Source organism: Kitasatospora sp. NPDC059462, assembly GCF_042749955.1.
In the GTDB taxonomy this organism is placed as follows: domain Bacteria; phylum Actinomycetota; class Actinomycetes; order Streptomycetales; family Streptomycetaceae; genus Kitasatospora.
The window spans coordinates 1-7,760 of the sequence record NZ_JBHYUU010000110.1; the positions used below are offsets into that span (position 1 = coordinate 1).

Sequence of the window (7,760 nt, forward strand, 5' to 3'; positions counted from 1 at the left end):
GGGCGGGTCCGTCGGCGCCTCGCCGGTGGCCGCGGGCCCGGGCCGGCCGTCGCCGGCGGACCCCGGTGCCGCGGGCGCGGCCGGCGGCGGGCCCAGTCCGGAGAGCCGGGCGATCCACAGGACGTCCGCGAGGTCGCCGGCCGTCACCGGCCCGCCGTCGCCCGGGGTGAGCAGGGCGCCGAGCGCCTCTCTCAGCGGATCCGCCGACGCGTCCTGCTCCGCCTGGCCCGGCGGCACCTCCGAGGACCGGTCCACCCGCCCGCTCAGCTCTCGTTGAGCGGGCGCAGCAGGACGTCGTGCAGGACGTCGTGGCCGCGCTCGCCGTCCACGAGGCCGCGTCCGGCCATCAGCAGGGCGTTGAGCAGCTGGTCGTTGGCCAGCTCCGCCCCCTCCTCCCGCTGGCGGCGGAGGAACTCGGCGATCAGCGCCCTGGTCGACCCGGCGGCCGCCGCCTCCTCGCCCAGGTGGGCGGCGACCATCGCGGCGAGCCGCTCCGCGCCCGGCGGCTGGATCTCCAGCCGCACGCAGCGCCGCAGCAGGGCGCTCGGGAACTCGCGTTCGCCGTTGCTGGTGAGCACGACCAGCGGGAACTGCGCGCAGCGCACGACCCCGCCGCGGACGACCGTCGTCCCGCCGTGGTCGGCGGTGCCGACGGTGTGCTCGCCGGGGCCGAGCCGCACCAGCTCCGGGATCTCGAACTCGCCCTCCTCGAAGACGTTCAGCAGGTCGTTGGGCAGGTCGAGGTCGCTCTTGTCGATCTCGTCGATCAGCAGCACCCGGGGCCTGCGCCAGGGCAGCAGCGCCGTGCCGAGCGGGCCGAGCCGCAGGAAGCCGCCGATGCCGGGCTCCCCGGATTCCCGGTCCACCCGGAGGTGCCGGGCGGGTCGCCGGTCCGCCGCCTCCCGCCGCAGCCCGGCCTCGTGCAGCCGGCCGATCGCGTCGTAGCTGTACAGCCCGTCGCGCAGGGCGGAGCGGCTGGTGACCGGCCAGCGCAGCACCGGGCCGAGGCCCAGCTCATGGGCGACGGCGTACGCGAGTGTCGACTTGCCGACACCGGGTTTGCCGGTGATCAGCAGCGGACGGCGCAGGTGCAGGGCGAGGTTGACCAGCTGCACCTCCCGTTCGTCGGCCCGGTGGGCGGCGGCCTGCCGGGCCCGGCCGAGCCGGCGGGCCGTCACGGCCCCGGACTCCTCCGGGGGCAGCTCCTGCACCGCCTCGCCCGGCTCGCCGAAGGCGCGCCAGGCCGGGGCCTCGGGGAGCCGGGCGATCCCGTCGTGGGGGACGCCGGTGCCCCGGTAGATCCACCAGTCCTCGGCCATGTCCGCTCCTGTCTCGCTGCGTGTGGTCCCCGGCCCGCGGGGTGTGCCGCTCATCCGGCCATCCCCGGGAACGGGCTGTCCTGGTCCGGGTCCACGCAGTCCGGGTCCTCCCAGAGCAGCGTGACGTCGTGCCGGGGGTCCCGGGTGCGGGCGCGGAGCTTCCGGCGGTACCGGTGGACGGTGTCGGGCAGGTCGGCCAGACGGGCCGGCCGGTGCTCGCGCAGCGCCTCGACGAGGACGTCCGCGTCACCGGCCACCCGCCGCCAGAGCAGCCCGGGCAGGCCGTCGAGGTACATGGCGTCGTCCACGGCGTACCGCACGTCGGCGTGGAGCTGGTCGTACGGCACGTCGAGGCCCAGGCAGGCGAGCGCGGGGCGCGCGGCGAGCCAGTCCGGCAGGTCGGCGACGCGCGCCGGGTCGAGCGGGGGCCAGCCGATCCGGTCGAGCGGGTCGGCCCGGCCGTCCCCGGCCACCAGGCCGCCGAGCTGATCCCACCGGGCGTGCCAGGCCTCGAAGTTGACGAACTTGTCGGTGTAGCGCTCCAGCGAGCGGACCACCACCGGATGGTGCTGGCCGATCGGGCGCCCGGTGGAGCCGGAGGACCACAGCTCGGCCGCGTGGCTCAGCATCGACCGGGGGAGCAGGAACTCGATCCGCACGGCCTTGCCGCGGATCTCCCGCTCCAGCGCCGGCCAGTGGACCAGCGCGGCGGCGCCGGCGGCGGCCAGTTCGCTCCGGGTGAGCGAGGCGATGACCGGGAGGCGGTCGGCGCGCTCGAACGGGCCTCCGGCGAGCGGCTGGCGGTAGTAGGACAGCCGCAGACGGTACCGGGTGTCGCCCGTGTGCTCCGGGGTCTCCTCGTCCAGCCGGATCTGGATGATCAGCCGCACCTGGGGCGCGGCCGCGGGTGCCGGGCCGCCGAAGGCGTCCACGAAGCGCCGCAGCGCGGGCAGTTCGGCGTGCCGGGTGACGCACGGGTCGGCGCCGAGTGCGCGCAGGAAGCCGGTGAGCGGGCCGAGGACGTCGGGGTCGCGCCGGTCGACGAGACGGCCCAGGAGTTCGGGCAGGCTCTCCTCGCCGGTGAGGTTCCGCAGTCCGGAGGTGTTCCCGGGGACATGGCGGTGGAGCCCGGGGAGCGCCGGGAGGCGGAACAACTCGGCCACCACTGACGGCAGTTCGCCGGTGTGCGGTTCGGGGTCGCGGGTCAGCAGCAGCGCGGTGAGGTCCAGCCAGGGCAGGGCGGCGTCGTCCGGGGCCAGGGCGCGCAGCGCGTCGCACAGGGACTCCAGCGCGGTCCGGGGATCGGCGCGGGCCGCGACGGCCTCGACCAGGTTGCGGACGTGGGTGCTCGGCCGGCCGTGCTCGGTGATGTCGGCGTCGATGCCGGGGGTCGCGGCGGATCGCCCCATGGCGGCGACGAGTTGTTGCCGGAAGTCGTGCCGGAGCATCCTGGGGCAGCCGAGGAGGACGTCGGTCAGCAGGAGGTCCGCCGCCCCGCTCCATGGTCTCGGGGGCGGCGTCGGCGCCGCTCCGCTCATCCGGTCTCCCGCTCGCCGACCGCCCGTCCGACCAGCCGGCGCAGGTCGTCGAGCGCCCCGTCCTCCGGGGCCAGCCCGGCCAGCGCGGTGACCAGGGCCCGCAGGGCGACCCGGCCGTCGCGGAAGCTCCGGCAGCCCGCCACGACGGCGTGCAGGTGCAGGCGGCGGTCGGGCAGTTCGTCCGCCTCGAAGCCGTAGGGCAGGCCGAGTTCCCGGCCCATCGCGTCCAGCAGCAGGAACCGGCCGTCGGAGCGCCGCAGCAGCCGGAAGGCCATCAGGGCGGCGACCAGTTCGTCGTCGCCCGGCGGCGGCGCGGGCGGGCCGGGCGCCGCGGGCCGCGCCGTCCCGAGCAGGGCGTCCAGGGCGGCGGCCGGGGTGAACCAGCCGCCGTGGTCCAGTTCGTAGGAGCGGCTGCCCTTGAGCACCCCGTGGACCAGCCCGTCCGCGCCGACGAGCATGCTGCCGCTGTGGCCGTCCCGCACGCCGTCGCCGCTCACCCGGACGAAGTCGCCCGCGGGGCCGACGACCCGCAGGGCGAGGGTGTCCGGCCGGGCGGTGCCCAGGTCCGGGGTGTGGGTGGAGAAGCCGAGCGCCGTCAGCCGGGTGCCCGTCGCGAGCTCCCCGGTGCCCAGCGGGGCCACCGGGTGGCCGCTCCAGCCGGGAACGGCCAGCAGCGCGAGGTCGGGGAACGGGTGGAACGGGCCGCCGGTGCCGGTCTCCGGGAACAGCCGGAGGGCCTGGGCGGCCACGGGGTGCACGTCCGGACCGTGCCGCAGGGTCACCGGGGCGGCCTCCCGCCGGGCTCCCACGAGGACGTGCGCGGCGGTGACGGCCAGGCCGGGGGCCACCAGGAACCCGCAGCCGGCGAAGTCACCGGCGACCTCGACCATGACCGCGCAGGACCGCAGGGGATCGGGGCCCGCACGGCCGGGCGCCGCCGTGGTGGTCACTCGGCGTCGGCCGCGCCCGGGAGCGGGGACGGCTGCTGCGCGGTCCGCCGGCGGCGTTCGGCGAGGTCCCAGGAGAGCCGGACGGTGAGCCCGGCCTCGCCGCCGGCCTCGGCGATGACCCCGAGCAACTGGCCGGACTTGACCGCCAGTTTGAGGCCGAACTCGACCTCGAAGGCGTCCGGCGAGCCCGCCGCGTCCTGGGCGATGCTCTCGGCCGCCCAGCGGCCCACCCCCTGGACGGTGGCCCGCACCTGGTCCAGCGTCAGGGCGACGGCCTCGCCCAGCTGTTCGGTCGCCCGGCGGGCCCCACCGCCGAGCCGGGCGTCGCCGAAGGGCTCCCGCTTGGCTGAACTTCCGTCCTGCTGCTGGAAGTTCACCTCACCGATCACCTCGGCGCGGACGGTCGTGCCGTCCCCGAGGTCGATCGTCACGGTTTCGGTCACGGGCCCCGCCCCTTTGGAAGATCTGGTTCCGACGGTCCCTCAGAATACCCGCCCCGGCAGGCCGGGGAGCCCGCTTCGGCCCCGGCGGGAAACTCCCCTGGCCCGGCCCCCGGCCGCAGGCGGCTTCAGGCGTCGGTGGGCAGCGGGCGGGACGGGGAGCGGGGCGGGGCGCTGCGGGGGTGGACGGGCAGCGGCAGGCCGAGGGAGGCGTCGGAGCCGGGCGGGAGGGCGAGTGCGGCGGCGGCCTCCGGCGGCAGGTCGTGCAGCCCGAGCAGGCCGGAGGAGAGCCGGGCGGTGGCCCGGTGCCAGTCGCCGATCCGCCGCATCAGGGTGTGGCCGGTCCCGGCGACGGTGTAGCCGCAGACCCGCGCCCCGGCCGCGCGGCCCCGGGCGGCGAAGGCGCGGGTGTCGGCGGGGGAGGTGATCCGGTCGAGGTCGCCGTGCAGCATCAGGACGTCACGCCCGGCCAGCTGCTCGCACGGGTCCTCGGCCGGGCACCACGGGGCGAGCGCGACGACGCCGGTGACCGTGGGGTGGCCGGCCGCCCGCAGCGCCGCCCGGCCGCCCATCGAGTGGCCGACCAGGACGGTCGGCACCGGGCCCAGCTCCTCGGCGAGGTCGTCGAGCGCGGCGACGGCGTCCCGGGCGGCGTCGGCCCGCTCGCCGTTCCAGCCCCGGTGCCGGTAGCGGACGCTGCCGACCGCGATGTCCGCGCCCGCGGTCTCCCGGCGCAGCGCGCGCACGAAGCCGGTCATCCGCAGACCGGCCAGGTTGAGCGGCCCGGGCCGGGAGAGGTTGTGCTCCTTTCCGCCGTGCAGGACCAGGACCGCGGCGCCCGGCCGCTGCGGCCGCCCGTGCCAGACCAGCGCCCGGTGACCGCCCCCGCCGTTGTCGCCCAAGGTCCGCCCCGTTCCCGCCCGTCGTCCGTGTTCCCGGACCGCCACTGTACGCGGCGGGGGCGCCCCGGCGGCAGCGGCGGGTTCACCCGCGGAGGCCAGTGCGGGCCGCCGGGGCGTGCGGGCGTCCGGGGACCCTGCTATCCACGAAGGGTGGGGGGTCCCCGCGCCGCTCCCGGCGCGGTGTCGCCGAGTGGAGGACTCCCGTGGCTCAGCAGCTCGCACTGTCCGTCGACTTCGGCTCCGGCTTCACCGAGGCCTGGTCGAAGGTCGCCAAGTTCATTCCGCAGTTCATCGCCTTCCTGGCGATCCTGGTCATCGGCTGGTTCGTGGCCAAGGCCATCGCCCGGATCCTCGACCGCGTGCTGCGCCGGGTCGGCTCCGAGAGGGTGGCCGAGCGGTCCGGGATCGCCCGGCACCTGGAGGGCTCGAAGTACGATCTGACCGGGATCGTCGCCAAGATCGTCTACTACGCGATCCTGCTGATGGCCCTCCAGCTGGCGTTCGGCGTCTTCGGCCCGAACCCGATCAGCGTGATGATCAACGGCATCGTCGCCTGGCTGCCGAAGGGCATCGTGGCGGTCGTCATCGTGGTCGTGGCGATGGCCATCGCGAACGCCGTGCGCGACATCGTGCGCAGCGCGCTGTCCGGCGCGGCGTACGGGCGGACGGTGGCCACCATCGCCTGGGCGTTCATCGTCCTGCTGGGCGTGGTGGCGGCGCTGGGGCAGGCCGGGATCGCCACCGCGATCACCGGACCGGTGCTGGTCGCGGTGCTGGCCTCGATCGCGGGCGTCCTGATCGTCGGCGTCGGCGGCGGTCTGATCATCCCGATGCGTCAGCGCTGGGAGCGCTGGCTGGCCAGTGCCGAGCAGGAGACCGCCAAGCTGCGCGGCAGTGCCTACCAGGCGGGACGCTCGGACGCGCTGACCAACCAGCCGGCCCGGCCGACCACCCCGGCCACCCCGCCGCCGGCCCCGGGCATCGACCCCGGCCGGCCCGGCGAGCAGCCGGGCTGAGCGGGCGGTCGGCCGCCCGCCGGGCTCAGGCCGCGAGCAGGCCGTCCTGCCGGACCAGCCAGCAGATCGCGGTCAGCCGGTGCACCGCGTAGTCGTACCCGACCGGCTCGCGCCAGCCGATCTCGGTGAGCGCGTCGAGGAAGCCCAGGGCGTAGTCCGACAGCTCCTCGCGGTCCAGGGGCCGGGGCAGCAGCTCCGGCCCCTGCGCGTACAGCAGCTCGCGCAGTTCGGCGGCGTGCTGGTCGACCGCTGCGGTGAAGCCGGGCTCGAAGGCGAACTCGGCGAGCCGGGGCGTGAAGGCGGCGACGATCCCGGGCAGCGGACAGCCGGCCGGGCGGTTGCGCGGGTCTGGGGAGTCGTCGGGGGAGCCCCGGTGCGACTCGTCGGGCGTGACGGGCATCCGTCCACGGTAGGCGAGCGCGGGAGCGGCTCCGGCCGCCCGGGGCGGTTCCGGACTGAGACCTTGGCCACGCCGCCGTCACCCCCGCCCGGCCGGCCGGCGGACCGGAGCGGAACCTTCGGTGCGGGTTCGGGGGATCCGCGGTGGGAGCGGGGCGGTCCGTACCAGAATGGCCGGTATGGATCTGCGTATCTTCACCGAACCCCAGCAGGGTGCGAGCTACGACACCCTCCTGCGGGTGGCCCGGACCACCGAGGAGCTCGGGGTCTTCAGCGCCTTCTTCCGCTCCGACCACTACCTCAGGATGGGCGACGTCAGCGGCCTGCCCGGCCCGACCGACGCCTGGATCACCCTGGCCGGCCTGGCCCGCGAGACCAGCACCATCCGCCTCGGCACCCTGATGAGCGCCGCCACCTTCCGGCTGCCCGGCGTGCTCGCCATCCAGGTCGCCCAGGTCGACGCGATGAGCGGCGGCCGGGTCGAGTTCGGCCTCGGCGCGGGCTGGTACGAGCAGGAGCACGCCGCCTACGGCATCCCCTTCCCGAAGGAGAAGTTCGGGCGGCTGGAGGAGCAGCTGGAGATCATCACCGGTCTCTGGAGCACCGCCGTGGGCGAGACCTTCGACTTCGAGGGCGAGTACTACCGGCTGAGCGAGTCGCCGGCGCTGCCCAAGCCGGCGCAGGCGAAGATCCCGGTGCTGGTCGGCGGCAAGGGCCCGACCCGCACCCCGGCGCTGGCCGCCCGCTTCGCCGACGAGTTCAACCTGCCGTTCGTCTCCGTCGACGAGACCGCCGCCCAGTTCGGCCGGGTCCGCGAGGCCGCCGAGAAGGCCGGCCGCCGGGCCGACGACCTGGTCTACTCCAACGCCCTGGTGGTCTGCGTCGGCCGGGACGACGCCGAGGTGGCCCGCCGGGCCGCGGTGATCGGCCGCGAGGTCGACGAGCTGAAGGCCAACGGCCTGGCCGGCACCCCGGACGAGGTGGTGGAGCGGATCGGCCGGTTCGCCGCCGTCGGCTCCCAGCGGATCTACCTCCAGGTCCTGGACCTGGAGGACCTCGACCACCTGGAGCTGATCGCCTCCCGGGTCGCCCCGCAGCTCGGCTGAGCGGTCCGCCCCCCGCTCCGCCGCGGCGGCCGGCCCCCGCCGCCGGCCGGCGCCGGCCCCGGGTACGCGCCCGCGGCGGGTGTGTTTGCA

General features: G+C 76.3%; 8 protein-coding genes and 1 pseudogene. 2 read left to right on the forward strand and 7 right to left on the reverse strand.

Annotation, left to right across the window (positions count from 1 at the left end; genetic code table 11):
• The 6 genes and pseudogenes from ACFXAM_RS24875 to ACFXAM_RS24900 all read right to left on the reverse strand — a co-directional run.
• Positions 1–255, reverse strand: a pseudogene (locus tag ACFXAM_RS24875) (hypothetical protein); the annotation flags it as partial.
• Between the two features lie 8 nt (positions 256–263).
• Positions 264–1,319 carry an AAA family ATPase gene (locus tag ACFXAM_RS24880; RefSeq protein ID WP_380294451.1) on the reverse strand — a complete coding sequence of 352 codons (1,056 nt, stop codon included), beginning with the start codon at positions 1,317–1,319 and terminating at the stop codon, positions 264–266.
• A 50-nt stretch (positions 1,320–1,369) separates the two neighbouring features.
• Complete coding sequence (locus ACFXAM_RS24885) at positions 1,370–2,857, reverse strand: hypothetical protein (protein WP_380294452.1); 1,488 nt, start codon at positions 2,855–2,857, stop codon at positions 1,370–1,372.
• On the reverse strand, positions 2,854–3,747 hold the full coding sequence (locus ACFXAM_RS24890; RefSeq protein ID WP_380294453.1) for a trypsin-like peptidase domain-containing protein: 894 nt from the start codon (positions 3,745–3,747) through the stop codon (positions 2,854–2,856). Before ACFXAM_RS24890 ends, ACFXAM_RS24885 begins: the two co-directional genes overlap by 4 nt.
• A 56-nt stretch (positions 3,748–3,803) precedes the next feature.
• The gene (locus ACFXAM_RS24895) at positions 3,804–4,250 is read right to left on the reverse strand and encodes a CU044_2847 family protein (RefSeq protein ID WP_380294454.1); all 447 of its coding nucleotides are present in this window, start codon (positions 4,248–4,250) and stop codon (positions 3,804–3,806) included.
• 125 nt (positions 4,251–4,375) lie between these two features.
• Positions 4,376–5,149: an alpha/beta hydrolase gene (locus tag ACFXAM_RS24900; RefSeq protein WP_380294455.1), complete on the reverse strand. Its 774-nt coding sequence runs from the start codon at positions 5,147–5,149 to the stop codon at positions 4,376–4,378.
• A 203-nt stretch (positions 5,150–5,352) separates the two neighbouring features.
• Between ACFXAM_RS24900 and ACFXAM_RS24905 the strand changes: the two genes are divergently transcribed.
• The gene (locus tag ACFXAM_RS24905) at positions 5,353–6,165 is read left to right on the forward strand and encodes a hypothetical protein (protein ID WP_380294456.1); all 813 of its coding nucleotides are present in this window, start codon (positions 5,353–5,355) and stop codon (positions 6,163–6,165) included.
• Positions 6,166–6,190: 25 nt separating this feature from the next.
• Here the strand turns inward: ACFXAM_RS24905 and ACFXAM_RS24910 are convergent, their stop codons facing one another.
• A complete protein-coding gene (locus ACFXAM_RS24910; protein WP_380294457.1) occupies positions 6,191–6,565 on the reverse strand; it encodes a DUF6401 family natural product biosynthesis protein in 375 nt (124 codons plus the stop codon).
• A gap of 178 nt (positions 6,566–6,743) precedes the next feature.
• On the opposite strand from ACFXAM_RS24910, the gene ACFXAM_RS24915 reads away from it, so the two are divergent.
• Positions 6,744–7,670, forward strand: a complete 927-nt coding sequence (locus ACFXAM_RS24915) for an LLM class F420-dependent oxidoreductase (protein ID WP_380294458.1) — start codon at positions 6,744–6,746, stop codon at positions 7,668–7,670.
• Positions 7,671–7,760: the final 90 nt, after the last annotated feature.